Source organism: Streptomyces sp. NPDC101152 (assembly GCF_044768275.1).
Classification (GTDB): Bacteria; Actinomycetota; Actinomycetes; order Streptomycetales; family Streptomycetaceae; genus Streptomyces.
On record NZ_JBIWPO010000029.1, the window covers coordinates 25,177 to 39,515 of the forward strand.

The 14,339-nt window shown below is 70.5% G+C and carries 14 protein-coding genes, 2 pseudogenes and 1 riboswitch; of the genes and pseudogenes, 8 read left to right on the forward strand and 8 right to left on the reverse strand.

All coding sequences use genetic code 11. The features are described from left to right. Positions 1-18 precede the first annotated feature (18 nt). Positions 19-520, reverse strand: a pseudogene (locus ACIRVK_RS30140) (hypothetical protein). A gap of 165 nt (positions 521-685) precedes the next feature. Between ACIRVK_RS30140 and ACIRVK_RS30145 the strand changes: the two are divergent. Next, complete coding sequence (locus tag ACIRVK_RS30145) at positions 686-796, forward strand: DUF3050 domain-containing protein (RefSeq protein WP_404252687.1); 111 nt, start codon at positions 686-688, stop codon at positions 794-796. A gap of 18 nt (positions 797-814) precedes the next feature. Here ACIRVK_RS30145 and ACIRVK_RS30150 read toward each other — a convergent pair whose 3' ends face one another. After that, complete coding sequence (locus ACIRVK_RS30150; RefSeq protein ID WP_404252689.1) at positions 815-1,681, reverse strand: DMT family transporter; 867 nt, start codon at positions 1,679-1,681, stop codon at positions 815-817. Positions 1,682-1,843: 162 nt separating this feature from the next. Further along, positions 1,844-1,936: riboswitch (ZMP/ZTP riboswitch) on the forward strand. A 31-nt stretch (positions 1,937-1,967) separates the two neighbouring features. Here ACIRVK_RS30150 and ACIRVK_RS30155 point away from each other — a divergent pair. Continuing rightward, a complete protein-coding gene (locus ACIRVK_RS30155) occupies positions 1,968-3,419 on the forward strand; it encodes a glycine hydroxymethyltransferase (protein ID WP_404252543.1) in 1,452 nt (483 codons plus the stop codon). Positions 3,420-3,471: 52 nt separating this feature from the next. Here ACIRVK_RS30155 and ACIRVK_RS30160 read toward each other — a convergent pair whose 3' ends face one another. Together ACIRVK_RS30160 and ACIRVK_RS30165 are read right to left on the reverse strand one after the other, a co-directional pair. Further along, entirely contained in the window at positions 3,472-4,161 is a 690-nt protein-coding gene (locus ACIRVK_RS30160; RefSeq protein WP_404252545.1) for a hypothetical protein, read from the reverse strand. A gap of 214 nt (positions 4,162-4,375) precedes the next feature. Further along, positions 4,376-4,485: pseudogene (locus ACIRVK_RS30165) on the reverse strand (siderophore-interacting protein); the annotation flags it as partial. Between the two features lie 89 nt (positions 4,486-4,574). Here ACIRVK_RS30165 and trpS point away from each other — a divergent pair. Both trpS and ACIRVK_RS30175 read left to right on the forward strand, forming a co-directional pair. Next, positions 4,575-5,588, forward strand: a complete 1,014-nt coding sequence (trpS, locus tag ACIRVK_RS30170; RefSeq protein WP_404252547.1) for a tryptophan--tRNA ligase — start codon at positions 4,575-4,577, stop codon at positions 5,586-5,588. A gap of 138 nt (positions 5,589-5,726) precedes the next feature. After that, complete coding sequence (locus ACIRVK_RS30175) at positions 5,727-6,305, forward strand: 2'-5' RNA ligase family protein (RefSeq protein WP_404252549.1); 579 nt, start codon at positions 5,727-5,729, stop codon at positions 6,303-6,305. 20 nt (positions 6,306-6,325) lie between these two features. Here the strand turns inward: ACIRVK_RS30175 and ACIRVK_RS30180 are convergent, their stop codons facing one another. After that, positions 6,326-7,036 (reverse strand): SDR family NAD(P)-dependent oxidoreductase, encoded by a 711-nt coding sequence (locus ACIRVK_RS30180; RefSeq protein ID WP_404252551.1) that lies wholly within the window; start codon positions 7,034-7,036, stop codon positions 6,326-6,328. Between the two features lie 162 nt (positions 7,037-7,198). Between ACIRVK_RS30180 and ACIRVK_RS30185 the strand changes: the two genes are divergently transcribed. After that, positions 7,199-8,152, forward strand: coding sequence for a YihY/virulence factor BrkB family protein (locus tag ACIRVK_RS30185; RefSeq protein ID WP_404252553.1), 954 nt, complete (start codon positions 7,199-7,201; stop codon positions 8,150-8,152). Here the strand turns inward: ACIRVK_RS30185 and ACIRVK_RS30190 are convergent. Further along, positions 8,100-9,371 carry a D-alanyl-D-alanine carboxypeptidase family protein gene (locus ACIRVK_RS30190; RefSeq protein WP_404252555.1) on the reverse strand — a complete coding sequence of 424 codons (1,272 nt, stop codon included), beginning with the start codon at positions 9,369-9,371 and terminating at the stop codon, positions 8,100-8,102. The genes ACIRVK_RS30185 and ACIRVK_RS30190 overlap by 53 nt on opposite strands. Before the next feature lie 91 nt (positions 9,372-9,462). Between ACIRVK_RS30190 and ACIRVK_RS30195 the strand changes: the two genes are divergently transcribed. From ACIRVK_RS30195 to ACIRVK_RS30205, 3 genes are all read left to right on the forward strand, one after another. Further along, entirely contained in the window at positions 9,463-9,702 is a 240-nt protein-coding gene (locus ACIRVK_RS30195) for an SCO4848 family membrane protein (RefSeq protein ID WP_404252557.1), read from the forward strand. A 254-nt stretch (positions 9,703-9,956) separates the two neighbouring features. Next, positions 9,957-11,513, forward strand: coding sequence for an ABC transporter substrate-binding protein (locus ACIRVK_RS30200; protein WP_404252559.1), 1,557 nt, complete (start codon positions 9,957-9,959; stop codon positions 11,511-11,513). A 96-nt stretch (positions 11,514-11,609) separates the two neighbouring features. Further along, the gene (locus tag ACIRVK_RS30205) at positions 11,610-12,011 is read left to right on the forward strand and encodes an ATP-binding protein (RefSeq protein ID WP_404252561.1); all 402 of its coding nucleotides are present in this window, start codon (positions 11,610-11,612) and stop codon (positions 12,009-12,011) included. 30 nt (positions 12,012-12,041) lie between these two features. Here the strand turns inward: ACIRVK_RS30205 and ACIRVK_RS30210 are convergent, their stop codons facing one another. Both ACIRVK_RS30210 and ACIRVK_RS30215 read right to left on the reverse strand, forming a co-directional pair. Continuing rightward, entirely contained in the window at positions 12,042-13,496 is a 1,455-nt protein-coding gene (locus ACIRVK_RS30210) for a sensor histidine kinase (RefSeq protein ID WP_404252563.1), read from the reverse strand. Continuing rightward, the gene (locus ACIRVK_RS30215; protein ID WP_404252565.1) at positions 13,493-14,182 is read right to left on the reverse strand and encodes a response regulator transcription factor; all 690 of its coding nucleotides are present in this window, start codon (positions 14,180-14,182) and stop codon (positions 13,493-13,495) included. Before ACIRVK_RS30215 ends, ACIRVK_RS30210 begins: the two co-directional genes overlap by 4 nt. Positions 14,183-14,339 lie beyond the last annotated feature (157 nt).

A 14,339-nucleotide genomic window follows, 5' to 3' on the forward strand; every position in this document is an offset into this window, starting at 1 on the left:
CCTTTTTCCGTGCCGGACCTACGCGGTCCGTCTTTTGTTCCGTCCGCGCAACGCCTGGAGCGCCGGATACAGCCATCTCTTGGAGAAACGCTGGAGCCGTTGCATGAGAATCCAGGTGACGAGGGCCGTCACACACAGGCACAACAGCAGTGTGCGGACGAGCGGATCGAGTCCGCCGAGATAGGGAATGACGAGCAAATTGAACAGGGGAACAGTGGAAAAACGGCACTCATGTTGATGAACCAGAGTTTCCCTTTCGGTGGCGCGGCAGGTGCCTTCGGCGCGGCGGTCTGAGAGTCGAACCACACCTCGCTGGCGAAGCGATAGACCACATGCCACTCCGCCTCTCGGTCGACAAGAACGCCACCCCCAGGAAGCCCGACTGCTGGGCGCCGACGGCCGGCAGCGCCCACCCCCACGAGTGGAAGTCGGCCTCACGGCCCGGCACCACGTGATAGGCCACGGTGACGGGATTGCTGCTCACGCCACATGGTACGCAGGATCTCCACACGGCGTTCAATTTTCAATGACGGTTTTTCGAGTGTCCGGAACGTGACTCTTTATCAGTCTTTCGGGCGCCTTGGGTGTGGTGGGGAACCGTACTTGGAGTAACTTCTCCGGAATTCCGTGAAGCGCTTGCCCATTCCGTGATCGAGTCCGCGGAAAGGAAGTCACCACGCACCCGATTTACCAGCGAATGAAAAGCTGCGAGGACCTCACCACTTTCATGGCGCACCATGTCTTCGCGGTGTGGGACCTCATGTCCCTGCAGATGGTCGCCGAAGCACTGGCGTGAGCGGCGGCCCTTGGCCCGTCACGCCCCCGTGGGCTTCTTCAGTGTGTCGTTCGACGGTGACGTGTCCGCTGCCGCCTCCGGGGCCTCTCCGAACCGTGCCAGGGCCAGTGCGCCCGCCACTGCGACGAGGAATCCCAGGACCGCGAGCCAGGCGAGCCCGTCGCGGGTGCGGTCGCCGAGCCAGACCACCCCCACCAGCGCAGGACCGATCGTCTCGCCGATCACCATCCCGGCCGTGGCCGTGGTCACCGAGCCGCGCTGCAACGCCGAGGTGAGCAGCAGGAACGCGGCGCCCCCGCCGAGCACCAGGGCGTACGTCGCCGGATTGCCCAGGAGCCTCACCGGTGCGAGCGAATCGATCAGCCGTACCGCCACCTCGACGACCCCGAACCCGAACCCGGCCCCCAGCCCGAGCGCCAGCGCCCGCCCTCGCCCGGACCACCGCCCGCCCAACAGCCCGAGGGCCAGCACGGCGAGCGCGATCGCGAGCATCGTCCACTTCAGGGCCGTGGGGCCCTGGCGGTTGCCCTCCGCTCCGGACGCGAGCCCCAGCATCGCGAGCCCGGCGCACACCACGCCGACCGCGGCCCACTCCACCCGGCTCAGCCGTACCTGCAGCAGCCGCGCCGCGACCACCCCCGTCACCGCCAGGCTGGACGCCAGGGCCGCCGCGACCGCGTAGATGGGGATCGAGCGCAGTGCCACGATCTGCAGCAGGAATCCCAACCCGTCCAGCGCGAGGCCGGCCAGATACCGCCACTGCCGCAGCGCCCGCAGCAGCAGTGCGGCCTCCCCACCGCCGCCGGTGGTGGCCGCCCGCGCGGCGACCGCCTGCAACACCGTCCCCGTACCGAAACAGACCGCCGCGCCGAGCGCGCACACCATGCCAAAGATCACAAAGGGACTGTAGGGGAGGGGGCTGACAACGGACCGCCCGGGTCCCCACTCTCACCGCTGTACGCCCGCTTCCTGCCCCACGCGGTCCGCTGATCGTCGCTCGCATGGTGGACGCGGGATCTCGGGTCCGCGGCGCGCCCGGTAGGCTGACCGGCGGGCCGTGACTGGCGCGCTGGGATGGGACCGACCATCGGGGAGCGGCCCGCAGTGAGCGATGGAGTGCCGTGCGCCTGGGCCGAACCGTGAACGCTGAACGCAACGTCCGGAGGTCCTCATGCCCGAGCAGCAGCCCCTCTCCACCGAGTCCACCGCCTTCCGCGCCGCCCTCGACGTGATCCGCGCCGTGGAGCCGCGGGTGGCCGACGCCATCGGCCAGGAGGTCGCCGACCAGCGCGAGATGCTCAAGCTGATCGCCTCCGAGAACTACGCCTCGCCGGCCACGCTCCTCGCGATGGGCAACTGGTTCAGCGACAAGTACGCCGAGGGCACCGTCGGCCGCCGCTTCTACGCCGGCTGTCGCAACGTCGACACCGTCGAGTCCCTCGCCGCCGAGCACGCCAGGGAACTCTTCGGCGCCCGCCACGCCTACGTCCAGCCACACTCCGGCATCGACGCCAACCTCGTCGCCTTCTGGTCCGTCCTCGCCCAGCGCGTCGAGGCGCCCGCCCTGGAGAAGGCCGGCGTGCGCCAGGTCAACGACCTCACCGAGGCGGACTGGGCCGAACTGCGCAGCGCCTTCGGCAACCAGCGGATGCTCGGCATGTCCCTGGACGCCGGCGGCCACCTCACCCACGGCTTCCGCCCGAACATCTCCGGCAAGATGTTCGACCAGCGTTCCTACGGCACCGACCCGGCGACCGGCCTGATCGACTACGAGGCGCTGCGGGTGTCCGCCCGCGAGTTCAAGCCGCTCATCATCGTCGCCGGCTACTCCGCCTACCCCCGGCTGGTGAACTTCCGGATCATGCGGGAGATCGCCGACGAGGTCGGGGCGACCCTCATGGTCGACATGGCGCACTTCGCCGGCCTGGTCGCGGGCAAGGTGCTGACCGGCGACTTCGACCCGGTCCCGCACGCCCAGATCGTCACCACCACCACCCACAAGTCGCTGCGCGGTCCGCGCGGCGGCATGGTCCTGTGCGACGACTCCCTCAAGGACCAGGTCGACCGCGGCTGCCCGATGGTCCTCGGCGGCCCGCTCCCGCACGTCATGGCCGCCAAGGCCGTCGCCCTCGCCGAGGCACGGCAGCCCGCCTTCCAGGACTACGCCCAGCGCATCGTCGACAACTCCCGGGCGCTGGCGGAAGGCCTGATGCGGCGCGGCGCCACCCTCGTCACCGGGGGCACCGACAACCACCTCAACCTGATCGACGTCGCCTCCTCCTACGGCCTCACCGGCCGCCAGGCCGAGGCCGCGCTCCTCGAGTCCGGCATCGTCACCAACCGCAACGCCATCCCCGCCGACCCGAACGGTGCCTGGTACACCTCCGGTATCCGCATCGGTACGCCGGCGCTGACCACGCGCGGTCTGGGCACCGCCGAGATGGACGAGGTCGCGGGCCTCATCGATCGGGTCCTGACCACCACGGAGTCCGGCACGACCAAGTCGGGCGCCCCCTCCAAGGCCCAGCACGTGCTCGACCCGAAGATCGCGGACGAGATCTCCCGCCGCGCCACCGACCTCGTGGCCGGCTTCCCGCTGTACCCGGAGATCGACCTGGGCTGACCGCTGCCCACTCTTGAGTCGTCAAGGATCCACGGCTCCCGAAGATCGGCTCTCAGAGGTCGATGAGCTCCTGTCGTGGCCCCTCCCGCGGCGGTCCGGCTCCGTGCCGGCCCGCCGCGCGGCGTATCAGCAGCGTCCCGCCTGCCCCGATCGCGCACCCCAGGGCCATCCCCGGCACCGCCCACCAGACGCCGTCCCGGCCGCCTCTCCCCTGATCGGCGCCGGCCATCCCGTCACCCCGTCCGCTCAGCACCTTCGCCTGCTCAAGCTGCGTGAACACGGAGCGTGGCGCCCGGTGCCAGCGGATGTCGTCGTCCAGCACGGCCGGTGCGGGATCGCTGCGTATCCAGGGGGTGCCGTCCGGTCCGACGAGCAGTTGGTCCTGTCGCTCCACGGCCACGTCCGCCCCTGGCGCCCGGTCGGTCTGCGGCCAGCCCCCCACCCCCGAGAGCCCCCAGACCACCGTGAAGACCACCGGCGGATACCGCCCCTCGGCCCAGGCCTCCGGTACACGCTCGCTCCTCTGGTAGGTCGGCTGCAGCAATGCCGAGAGGCGGGCGAAGGACGGCTGACCGGACCGCAGCACCGTCGTCCGTCCTGTGCCACCCGCGACGATCATCGCCACGTCCGGAGCCTGCACGGCTGCCGCCGGCTCCGCCTCCACCACGGTGAGCGACACCGCTACCGCCAACGCCCCTGCCAGAACCGCCAGTTCACGAGCCCCGCCGGTCCACCCGCGCATCCGTCCTCCCACCGTCGGATCCTCCGCGGCCCGACCCGAGCCGCCCGTCACTTCTGGTACACCGCCCGAGCCACTCCCACCCTTCGCGAACTACGTGGCGGAGGGCCCGTGCGGCCCGGACAGCCCGGCCTGCCCCGACGCACCGGACACCTGTGACGACCGCCCCTCGATCGACTTCCCCGACGGTCGCACCTCGCGGGTGAAGCGGTTGCCCTCCGCCGTGGGCCCGCACCAGCTCCGCGTACGCCTCCGGCTCTCCGGCGCGCACCCGCGCGATCATCGCGGCCTCATCGACGATGCGGCCCCACCCTCCCGCGTTCTCACACCCTTGTCACACCGCCAAGGACGGATCGGTTCCCACCTGTTTCCCGCCGGTTCCGGATCGGCTCGACAGACCTGAGAGAATGGTGGACATGGCCTCTGATCGACCCCGCGTGCTCTCCGGAATCCAGCCCACCGCAGGCTCGTTCCACCTCGGCAACTACCTCGGCGCCGTCCGTCAGTGGGTGGCGCTGCAGGAGACCCACGACGCGTTCTACACGGTCGTCGACCTGCACGCGATCACGATCCCGCAGGACCCCGCCGACCTGCGGGCCAACACCCGGCTCGCCGCCGCCCAGCTCCTCGCGGCCGGCCTCGACCCCGATCGCTGCACGCTCTTCGTCCAGAGCCACGTCCCCGAGCACGCCCAGCTGGCCTGGGTCATGAACTGCCTCACCGGCTTCGGCGAGGCGAGCCGCATGACCCAGTTCAAGGACAAGTCCGCCAAGCAGGGCGCCGACCGCGCCTCCGTCGGCCTGTTCACCTACCCCATCCTGCAGGTCGCCGACATCCTGCTGTACCAGGCGCACGAGGTGCCGGTCGGCGAGGACCAGCGTCAGCACGTCGAGCTGACCCGTGACCTCGCCACGCGGTTCAACGGCCGCTTCGGCGAGACCTTCACGGTCCCGAAGCCGTACATCCTCAAGGAGACGGCGAAGATCTACGACCTGCAGGACCCGACGGTCAAGATGAGCAAGTCGGCGTCCACGCCGAAGGGCCTCATCAACCTCCTCGACGACCCCAAGGCCACCGCCAAGAAGGTCAAGAGCGCGGTCACCGACACCGACACCGTCATCCGCTACGACGCCGAGAAGAAGCCGGGCGTCAGCAACCTGCTCACCATCTACTCCACCCTCACCGGCCAGCCGATCGCCGAGCTGGAGCAGGCGTACGAGGGCAAGATGTACGGCGCGCTCAAGACGGACCTCGCCGAGGTCATGGTCGAGTTCGTGACGCCCTTCAAGGAGCGCACCCAGCAGTACCTGGACGATCCGGAGACCCTGGACGCGATCCTCGCCAAGGGCGCCGAGAAGGCGCGCGCCGTCGCCGCGGAGACCCTTGCGCAGACGTACGACAAGGTGGGCTTCCTGCCCGCCAAGCACTGACGGGCACCGCCGCACCGACAGACCACCGGGCAGAGCGCCGCACATCACTACCCTTGCGCCTGCCCACAACTCAGCCGTGGCCGTACAGTCGATAGCCGGACGGCTGAGAACAAATCCGTCACGACGACAGGAGACGACGTGGGGACCGTAACGATCGGCGTGTCGATCGCGGTCCCGGAGCCACACGGCAGCCAGCTCCAGCAGCTGCGCGCGGGCTTCGGCGACGCCGCTGCTCACGGCATCCCCACGCACGTCACCCTGCTGCCGCCGACCGAGATCGACGGCGACGCGCTGCCGGCCGTCGAGGCGCATCTGACCCAGGTCGCCGCGGCCGGCCGGCCGTTCCCGATGCGGCTGTCCGGCACCGGGACCTTCCGGCCCCTGTCGCCGGTCGTGTACGTGCGCGTGGCCGAGGGCGCCGAGGCGTGCACCTGGCTGCAGAAGCAGGTCCGCGACGCCTCCGGCCCCGTCCCGCGCGAACTGCAGTTCCCCTACCACCCGCACGTCACCGTCGCGCACGGCATCGACGAGGCGGCCATGGACCGCGCCTTCGAGGAACTCGCCGACTACGACGCCGACTGGCCCTGCACCGGCTTCGCCCTCTACGAGCAGGGCGCGGACGGCATATGGCGCAAGATCCGCGAGTTCGCCTTCGGCGGATCCGTGGTGCCCCCGCAGGCGGGACACATGGAGCGGGGCACCATCAGCAGCCGCTAGGGCCCCAGGTCGCCCAGGCGTCACACCGGCAGTCGGCGGAACACCGCGCGCGGGACGTGCCGCAGTGCCGCCATCACCACCCGCAGGGTGCCGGGCACCCAGACCGTCTCCGAGCGGCGGCGCAGGCCCAGTTCCACGGCCGTCGCGACCGCCTGAGGGGTCGTCGCCCCGGGGCGTACGACCATCACGTGCACGCCCGTGCCGTGCAGTGCGTCGCCCAGGCCCTGGGCGAAGGCGTCCAGGCCGGCCTTGCTGGAGCCGTAGATGAAGTCGCGGCGGCGCGCCCGTTCCCCGGCGACGGAGGACAGCACGACCAGCGAGCCGTGGCCCTGCGCCTGCAACGCGCGGGCGGTGACCAGACCCGCCGACACCGCGCCCGTGTAGTTGGTCTGCGCGATTCGCACCGCGGCCGCCGGGTCGCGCTCGTCGCGCGCCTGGTCACCGTGGAGGCCGAAGGCGAGCAGCACCATGTCGACGTCGCTCTCGGCGAACACCTTGCCCAGGGCCGCCTCGTGGGAGTCGGTGTCCAGCGCGTCGAAGGCGACGGTGTGCACGTCCGCGCCGAGCCCCCGCAGGTCCTCCGCGGCCCGCTCCAGGGCGGGCGAGGGGCGTCCCGCGAGCCACACCGTGCGCGTGCGGCGGGCGATCAGCCGGCGGGCGGTGGCGAGGGCGATCTCGGACGTACCGCCGAGGACGAGCAGGGACTGGGGCAGGCCGGGGGTGTCCTTCACGACAGCAGCTCCTAGGTGAGGCATGCCGGTGACCGTATCGCGCTTATATGGGCGATTCGTTACTAAACGTCAGCCCGCATCCCTGGAACGGGTGACACGCCACGAACCCGCCCTTTCGGGGTACTCGCACATGGGGCTTGTCACCTGGGGGAGAGTCGGATCATGGACTGGCTGAAAAGGCTTCCCGTCGTCGGGCCGCTCGTGGTGCGGCTGATGGCCACGCACGCGTGGCGGTCGTTCGAGCGCCTGGACCGGGTGAAGTGGGCCAGGCTGGCCGCGGCGATGACGTTCACCAGCTTCGTCGCGCTGTTCCCGCTGCTCACCGTGGCCGCCTCGATCGCCGCCGCGCTGCTCAGCAAGCAGCAGCAGGCCGATCTGCAGCACAAGATCGCCCAGCAGGTCCCCGGCATCTCCAACCAGCTCGACATCAACACCCTGGTGCAGAACGCGGGCACCGTGGGCCTCATCGCCGGCGCCGCGCTGGTCTTCACCGGCGTGGGCTGGGCGGGCTCGACGCGCGAGTGCCTGCGCGCGGTGTGGGAGCTGCCCGACGAGGAGGAGAACCCCCTCCTGCGCAAGGCCAAGGACCTCGGCATCCTCGTCGGCCTCGGCGGCGCCGTCCTCGTCACGATCGCCGTCTCCACCGTCGCCTCCGCGATGGTCGGCTGGATCACCCAGCGGGTCGGCATCGAGAAGGGCGGCTGGGGCGGGCTCCTGCTGTACGTCGCCGCGTTCGCCGTCGCCGTCCTGGCCGACTTCCTGCTGCTCCTGTACGTCCTCACCCTGCTGCCCGGGGTCGAGCCGCCGCGCCGCCGTCTGGTCGTCGCGGCGCTGACCGGCGCGGTCGGCTTCGAGCTGTTGAAGACGCTGCTCAGCGGCTATATGCAGGGGGTCGCCGCGAAGAGCATGTACGGCGCCTTCGGGGTCCCCGTCGCCCTGCTGCTGTGGATCAACTTCACCTCGAAGCTCGTCCTGTTCTGCGCCGCCTGGACGGCGACGCAGAGCAAGCAGCAGGAACTGCGCGAGGAGGAGCGCGAGGAACGGGCGGGCGTGGTGCGCAAGGTCAGGGACGAGGACGACGACGTACCAGGTCGGGCAGCGGCCAGCGGCGGTTGACCAGGAACGCGCCGCCCGCGAGCAGCACCAGCACCCCACCGGTGATCGCGAACGCGACCCCCATGCCACCCGAGCGGCGCGCGGCCGAGGCCTTCGCCACGGGCGTGCCCGAGGGGGCGCCCGCGCCGCCGGCCTGTCCCTCCGAGGTGCCCGCCCCTTGCTGTGCGCTGGCCTGGGCGCTCCTGGGCGGCACCAGCTCGCCCACCGAGCGGGCCTTTCCGGCCGCCTGGAAGCCCCAGTCGAAGAGCTTGGCGGTCTCCTTGTAGACCTCGTTGTGCTCGTTCTTCTCCGGGTGCATCACCGTCACCAGCAGCACCCGGCCGTTGCGCTCGGCGACTCCGGTGAAGGTCGCGCCCGCGTTCGTCGTGTTGCCGTTCTTGACGCCCGCGATGCCCTGGTAGACGGAGACGTCGAAGTCGCCGGCCAGCAGACGGTTGGTGTTCTGGATCTCGAAGGACTTGCGGACCGTCTTGCCCTTCTCCTTCTTCGTCTCGCCGGGGAACTGGGTGCGCACCGTCGAGCAGTACTCGCGGAAGTCCTTCTTCTGCAGACCGGAGCGCGCGAACAGCGTCAGGTCGTACGCCGAGGAGACCTGCTCCGGGGCGTCGTAGCCGTCGGGCGTCACCACATGCGTGTCGAGGGCCTGGAGCTCCTCGGCGTGCTGGTTCATCTCCTTGACGGTGTTGTCCACGCCGCCGTTCATCGCCGACAGCACGTGCACGGCGTCGTTGCCGGAGCGCAGGAAGACGCCGAGCCACAGGTCGTGGACGGTGTACGTCTCGCCCTCCTTTATGCCGACCATGCTGGAGCCGGCGCCCATCCCGGCCAGGTCGGCGGGCACCACCTTGTGCGTCTGGCTGCTCGGGAACTTCGGCAGCACGGTGTCCGCGAACAGCATCTTCATGGTGCTCGCCGGAGGCAGCCGCCAGTGCGCGTTGTGCGCGGCGAGCACCTCACCGGACTCGGCGTCGGCGACGATCCAGGAGCGCGCGGTGATGCCCTTCGGCAGCACCGGGGCGCCGCTGCCCAGGTCGACCTGCGTCCCCGGCTGCCCGAGGCGGGCGCCGCCCACGCGCGACATGTTCGCCGGGGGACTGGCCGACGGGCTGGGGGACGGACTCGGGGCCGCGAGGGCGACGGGCGCGGTCAGCGCGAGCGACGACAGGGCGGCGGAGGTGACCAGCAGGGATCGCCTGGCGGTCTTCTTGGGTGCGGGCACGGACGAGAACGTACAGGGCACGGGACGCGAAGTCCCACCTCCCACCCCACCCCGGGCACGGGACCACCGGGGCGCCGGAGATACTGGACCCATGAAGCTCAGCCGCCCGGTCTCCTGGTTCCTGCTCGTCTTCGGAGTGTGGAGCTGGGTCATCTGGGTCACTTTCGTCAAGAACCTTGTCAAGGACAGCAGCGGGCTCGCGTTCGACAACGGGCACCCGACGGCGTACTTCTGGGTGCACCTGACGCTCGCCGTCGTCTCCTTCGTATTGGGGACGGTCATCGGCGGCATCGGGTTGCGTGGACTGCGCGCTTTGCGCCGCACTTCATAACCGGAAGAAAGCCACCAAACCGACACCAGCGTTCCGCGACACGACCCGCACGCCTGCCGGGCACGAGGAACCGTTTGCCGCAGACCTTGTGGACGCGCTGTGAAACATGGCTGAAACCCCTTGCGGTAACTTCTTTCTCAACTCGACAAATCCCTCTTCCCCCGGTTGAAACCTCTGTGATTAGGTGAGCCGCGCCACCAGGGGAGTGGCATGTGTGGGGTGGGGCCCGCTGAGGCCCGGAGAGAGGCAAACCGATGCGTTCGGTGCGCATGCGGATTCTCGCGACGCTGCTCGTACTGGCGGGTGTGGGAGTCGGCGGCTGGCAGCTGATGCCGTCGCAACAGAGCACGGACAAGACCATCAGGGTCGGAAGCACGGACGCCGTCACGGCGCTCGACCCGGCCGGAGCCTACGACGCGGGGTCCTGGGCGCTGTTCAGCAACGTCTTCCAGTCGCTGCTGACCTTCGAGCCGGGCGGCACGGTGCCGGTCCCGGACGCGGCCCAGAGCTGCGACTTCGTGGGCGGCCAACTGACCACGTACCGCTGCACGTTGCGCGCGGGCCTCACGTTCCCGAGCGGTCGCGGCATGACCGCCGACGACGTCAAGTACTCCTTCGACCGGGTCAAGGCGATCAAGTCCGACGTCGGTCCGGCCTCCCTGCTGAGCACGCTGCGTTCGGTGGACGCGAACGGCCTGACGGTCACCTTCCACCTGTCCTCGCCGGACGCCACCTTCCCGTTCAAGGTGGCCACCGGGGCCGGCTCGATCGTCGACAGCCAGAAGTACCCGAGGAACGGCCTGCGCACGGACAGCGGCGCCGACGGCACCGGACCGTACGAGCTGACCTCGTACACCAAGGGCAAGAAGGCGGTCCTCACCCCCAACGGCCACTACAAGGGGGCCCTGAAGAACACCGGCCGGCCCGTCGACCTCGTCTACTACACCAACGCGGACGCCCTGGAGAAGGCCTGGCAGGGGAAGGACGTCGACGTCGCCACCCGCCAGCTGCCCCCCAAGGTGCTGTCCGGGCTGTCGCCGAGCGACCCGAAGCAGCGGGTCTCCGAGTCCGACAGCTCCGAGACCCGCAACCTCTACCTCAACATCCGCGCGAGCTCGCCCCTGCACAACGTCCTGGTCCGCCGCGCCATGGCCTGGCTGATCAACCGCGAGCGACTGGCCGCGACCGTGTACCAGGGCACCGTCGACCCGCTGTACTCGCTGATCCCGACCGGCATCACCGGCCACACCACGTCCTTCTTCGACGCCTACCCCAAGCCGGACGCCAAGGCGGCGCAGGCCCTGCTCAGCTCGGCCGGCGTGAAGGTGCCCGTACGTTTCACCTACGGCTACGCCCTCAACCGCGGCTCCTCCCAGCAGGAGGCCGAGGCGATCAAGCAGCAGCTCGAGGGGAGCGGCCTGTTCAAGGTCACCCTCAAGGGCTACGAGTGGACCTCCTTCCAGCAGCACTGGGCGACCGGCAAGCTCGACGCGTACGCCGTCGGCTGGGTGGCCGACTACCCCGACCCGGACACCTTCGGCGCCCCGCTCGTCGGCAGCCAGGGCACCATGAACACCGGCTACAGCAGCCGGGCCGTCGACCAGTTGATCCAGAGCAGCCAGCAGTACGCCGACCGCGGCGACGCCACCTCCGACTTCAGCGCGCTGCAGCAGGACGTCGCCCGGGACGTGCCGGTGATCCCGCTGTGGCAGGGCAAGGAGTACGTGCTCAGCAGCGAGGACGTCGGCGGCAGCCAGTACGTGGACGACGGAACGGGCGTGTTCCGGCTGTGGAGCCTCAACTGGATCTGACGCGATCTCGCGCTGGTGACATTCGCCCCCGGGAAGCAGGGCATCCTACCGACGCAGGACGATGTGGCGGAGGTGTGCGCGGGGTGAGGAGCAACCGTGTTGAGACGCAACTCCTTCCGGCTGCCCCGGCACCCGGCCTCCGTCGGCCTGGCCCGGCGCCGGGTGCGGGACCATCTCGCCGACTGGGGACACGGACCGGACGATCCGGCGCTGGCCGACGCGATGCTGCTGGTGTCCGAGCTGGCCACCAACGTCGTACGCCACGGGCCGCTGCTGGAGCGTGAGTTCGAGGTCGCGGTGACCGCGCTCGCCGACGGGTCCTGCCTCATCGAGGTGTCCGACGAGGGCCAACTCGAGCCCCGGCTACGGGTCGTGGGGCAGGGCGCGGAGACCGGCCGCGGACTGCACCTGGTCGAACACGTCGCGGCGGCCTGGGGCGTGTGGAGCGGAGGACGGCACGGCAAGACGGTGTGGGCGCTGGTCCTGGCCAGCACCTGACGACGGTACGGCGCCGGCACCTGCGGCCGCTCAGGACGCCCCGGCCGGCGCCCGGGCCGGCAGCGTGACCGTCACCGCGAGCCCCTCGCCCGGCGCCGTACACACCGCCACCTCCCCGCCGTGCGCCCGTACGACACCCTGCACGATCGCCAGCCCCAGCCCGCTGCCCGCGCCCCCGCCGGCCCGGAAGAACCGGTCGAAGACCCGCGCCGCGTCCTCCTCACCGAGCCCCGGCCCCTCGTCCGCGACACACAGCCGTACGACCCCGTCCGCCCGCTCCACCCCGAGCCGCACCGGCACCTCGGCCGGCGTGTGGGTGCGGACGTTGCCCAGCAGGTTGCCCAGCACCTGTCTCAGGCCCGACTCGTCCGCGCGCACCAGCAGCGAGCCCTGAGCCACCACCTCGATGGGCCGGTCCGGCTGCTGCACCCGCAGGTCCTCGGCCGCGTCCCGCACCAGACGGCTCACGTCGACGTTGCGCAGGCGCAGCTCGGGCTGCTGGTCCAGGCGGGCCAGCATGAGCAGCTCGTCGACCAGGCGCCCCATGCGGTCGGTCTCCGCCAGCACCCGCTCCCAGGCCCGCTTGCGCTCGTCCGGATCGCTCAGCATGCCCTTGTCGTACAGCTGGAGATAGCCGCGTATCGCGGACAGCGGGGTGCGCAGCTCGTGCGAGGCGTCGGCGACGAACCGGCGCAGCTGGGCCGAGCTGTGCTCGCGCGTGCGGTGCGCCGACTCGACCTGGTGCAGCATGGAGTTGAGGGCGAGGCGCAGCTGCTCGACCTCCTGCGTCGGATGTTCGCTGGAGGGCACGCGCCGGGTCAGGTCGCCCTCGGCGATCGCCGACGACGTCTCCACCATGTCCTCCAGCGGCCGCATCCGGCGCCGGACGCTGAACATCGTCAGACAGCACAGCAGCGCCAGCAGCAGTGTCCCGACCGCCAGGTCGAGCTTGAGGGCCTTGCCGATGCCCCGGTGCAGGGCCTCCGTCGAGGTGGCGAGCAGTACGTAGGTGCCGTCGGCGAGACGGGTGGCCGTGGCCCGGTAGGTGGCGCCGTTCACGGTGATCTGGTGCGGTGCGGAGTCCTTCACCAGGGCCCGCGGATCGGGTACGGCGGCGGCCAGGGCGCGCTGGGCGGTGGTGGGGTGGACGCCGAAGACGCTCAGGGGCCGGGAGCGGGCGTCGACCGCGGTGTAGATGGAGTCCGGTCGCGGCTGCTCGTCGGTGCCGACGAGCCGGTCCCGGGCGAAGGCGAGGGCGCCCAGCGAGTCCACCTGCCGCATGGTGAGCTGCGAACTGCCCAGCGAGTCGCGCATCTTGGTCAGCCCGGTGTCGATCTGGCCGATCAGATAGTGCCGCATGCCCACCAGGCTGACCGCGGTCGCCGCGACGATCCCGATCGCCAGCAGCGCGACGTTGGCCAGCGTCAGCTTGCCGCGCAGCGAGTGGATGCCGTGATGGTGGCGCAGGGGCCTTTTGACCTTCATGCCAGCCCGTATCCGACGCCACGCCGGGTGGTGATCACCGGCGGTCCCAACGCGTCCAGTTTGCGCCGCAGATAGCTGATGTAGGTCTCCACCACGGTCGACTCGGCGGGGGCGTGCTCGTACTGCCAGACGTGGCGCAGCAGTTGCTCCTTGGGCACGATCCGGCCGCCGTTGCGCACCAGGAAGCGCAGCAGCGCGTACTCGGTGGGGGTGAGCTCGACCGTGCGGCCCGCGCGGTGGACGCTGTAGGTCGCCTCGTCCAGTTCCAGGTCGCCGTAGCGCAGCGGCGGGCGCTGCGGCAGGACGTCCGCCGGGCGGGTGCGGCGCAGGACCGCCGTGACCCGGGCGATGACCTCGTCGATGTTGAACGGCTTGGTGATGTAGTCGTCGCCGAAGCCCAGCGCGCCGACGATCTCGGCGGGCGAGTCCCGCGCGGTGAGGAAGACGAGCGCCAGGTCGGGCCGCTCGGCGCGCAGTTCGCGGCCCAGCACACGGCCGTCCCCGTCCGGGAGCATCACGTCGAGCAGCGCCGCGTCCGGCCGGGTGCGCTGGACGAGCGCACGGGCCTCGCGGACGGTGCCCGCGGTCATCACCTCGAAGCGGTGGTAACGCAGGGCGATGGCGAGAACGTCCGCGATGCTCGGCTCGTCCTCCACCACCAGCACGGTGCCTTCAGCCGTCGTCATGCCCCCAGTATCGGGCGGGCCACCGACAGTCGGGCCGGATCCTGTCCTTGGAGTTCCTTGAGAGTCATGGCGCGTTCGCACCACGCGCGCGTGGTGGCGCCAATCCTGTTCCCAGGACCTGGGGGGACCAACCGACGACCGACTAAGGAGCGTTGAT

Coding starts and splice junctions, on each gene's coding strand:
- ACIRVK_RS30150 (WP_404252689.1), bottom strand. CDS start 1,681: ATGGTGTGCGCGCTCGGCGCGGCGGTCTGTTTCGGTACGGGGACGGTG.
- ACIRVK_RS30155 (WP_404252543.1), top strand. CDS start 1,968: ATGCCCGAGCAGCAGCCCCTCTCCACCGAGTCCACCGCCTTCCGCGCC.
- ACIRVK_RS30160 (WP_404252545.1), bottom strand. CDS start 4,161: ATGCGCGGGTGGACCGGCGGGGCTCGTGAACTGGCGGTTCTGGCAGGG.
- trpS (WP_404252547.1), top strand. CDS start 4,575: ATGGCCTCTGATCGACCCCGCGTGCTCTCCGGAATCCAGCCCACCGCA.
- ACIRVK_RS30185 (WP_404252553.1), top strand. CDS start 7,199: ATGGACTGGCTGAAAAGGCTTCCCGTCGTCGGGCCGCTCGTGGTGCGG.
- ACIRVK_RS30195 (WP_404252557.1), top strand. CDS start 9,463: ATGAAGCTCAGCCGCCCGGTCTCCTGGTTCCTGCTCGTCTTCGGAGTG.
- ACIRVK_RS30200 (WP_404252559.1), top strand. CDS start 9,957: ATGCGTTCGGTGCGCATGCGGATTCTCGCGACGCTGCTCGTACTGGCG.
- ACIRVK_RS30210 (WP_404252563.1), bottom strand. CDS start 13,496: ATGAAGGTCAAAAGGCCCCTGCGCCACCATCACGGCATCCACTCGCTG.
- ACIRVK_RS30215 (WP_404252565.1), bottom strand. CDS start 14,182: ATGACGACGGCTGAAGGCACCGTGCTGGTGGTGGAGGACGAGCCGAGC.